This is a genomic window from Bradyrhizobium acaciae, assembly GCF_020889785.1.
GTDB lineage: Bacteria > Pseudomonadota > Alphaproteobacteria > Rhizobiales > Xanthobacteraceae > Bradyrhizobium > Bradyrhizobium acaciae.
Genome location: NZ_JACMYK010000300.1, coordinates 1 through 1,673, shown reverse-complemented (window position 1 = coordinate 1,673; position 1,673 = coordinate 1). Strand labels below are relative to the sequence as shown.

The window sequence follows — 1,673 nt, the reverse complement described above, 5'->3', positions numbered from 1 at the left end:
AGGGTTGTGTTGCTGGAAACAGGCCGTGGCCATAGCATCACGCAACAATTCGCATTTGGGGTAATGGGTCCCGGCCTGCGCCGGGACGACGACGCTTTGAGTGCGAGGCGCAGCCTGTGAGTCATACGCGCGCATCCTCGCGACATCTCCTGTCCGAGTGCGTAGGGTGGGCAAAGGCGCGTATGCGCTGTGCCCGCCATTTTCGGCGTGCTCGCGATGGTGGGCACGCTTGCGCTTTTGCCCACCCTACGGCTCTACGCATCATTACGCATTCTCGCGACACAATTGCCCGTCCATAGGGACGATCACCAACGCGCGGCGCCGGCCCGAATATTGCTTGGCCCCGACGGTCAAACCAGCTGTTATACTTCGCTGGCAAGATCGCCGGCACACGCGCAATTCCGAGCACAATCCCTGCAAAACGAACAGGCAATGCAAAATCAACGTCCCGACCGTATCCGCAAGCTATTGGCTGACCTCGTCGCGTTCGACACGGTCAGCGACCGCAGCAACCTGCCTTTGATCGATTACATCGAGCGCTATCTCGCCTCGCTTGGCGTCGGCAGTCAGCGCATCGTCGATGACACCGGACAGAAGTCCTCGCTGTGGGTCACGGTCGGCCCCGAGGACCGAGCGGGCCTGGCTTTGTCGGGGCATACCGATGTCGTGCCGGTGGCGGGACAGGTCTGGACCCACAACCCGTTCGAGCTGGTCGAACGCGATGGGCGGCTGTACGGCCGCGGCACCACCGACATGAAGGGCTTTGTCGCGGTCTGTCTCGCGATGGTTCCGGAAATGCTCGCGGCCGATCTGAAGACGCCGATCAATCTTGCAATCTCCTATGACGAGGAGATCGGTTGCGTCGGCGTGCGCCCGATGCTGCGCGAGGTCGCGCGCAAGCCGATCAGGCCGCTCGGCTGTTTCGTCGGCGAGCCGACCCAGATGCAGGTGATTATCGGGCACAAGGGCAAGCACGGTGTGCGCGCCACGTTCCGCGGGCTGGCGCGCCACTCCTCGATCGCACCCGACGGCGTCAACGCCATCGAATACGCCGCCGATCTGATCACGGAAATCCGCCGCCGCGCCGAACAGCTCGCAGCAAAGCGCGAGCACGACAGTCTCTACGACGTACCACACTCCACGCTGCTGACCAGCATCGTGCACGGCGGCGCCGCGCTGAACATCGTGCCCGACCAGTGCATCGTCGAATTCGAATGCCGCGGCATCGGCATTACCGAGTCCCGAGAGGTGACGGACGCGATCATCGCCTGGGCCAAGGCCGAGATCGAGCCGGCAATGCGCGCACGCCACCCGGACTGCGGCATCGATTTCGAGGAGATCCTCGATTACCCCGCGCTCGATACCGCCGCGGACGCTGCCATCGTCACGCTCGCCAAGCAATTCGCCGGCCGCAACGACCACGCCAAGGTCGCCTTCGGCACCGAGGCCAGCCTGTTCGTCAGCATGGCTGATGTGCCATCGGTCGTGGTCGGCCCAGGTTCGATCGCGCAGGCGCATACGCCGGATGAGTTCGTGGAGATGTCGCAGCTCGAGGCTTGCGGGGATTTCGTGGCGCGGCTGATCGCGCATTGCGCGAAGTGACGCGGTGAATGGCTGTGTAGCCCGCATGAGCGAAGCGACATGCGGGACTGCTCCCCGGGTATCGCTTCGCT

1 protein-coding gene is annotated in these 1,673 nt (G+C 63.8%); it reads left to right on the top strand.

The features are described 5' to 3' along the window. Positions 1-432: 432 nt before the first annotated feature. A complete protein-coding gene (gene argE, locus H8A92_RS40375) occupies positions 433-1,602 on the top strand; it encodes an acetylornithine deacetylase (protein WP_229200794.1) in 1,170 nt (389 codons plus the stop codon). Positions 1,603-1,673: the final 71 nt, after the last annotated feature.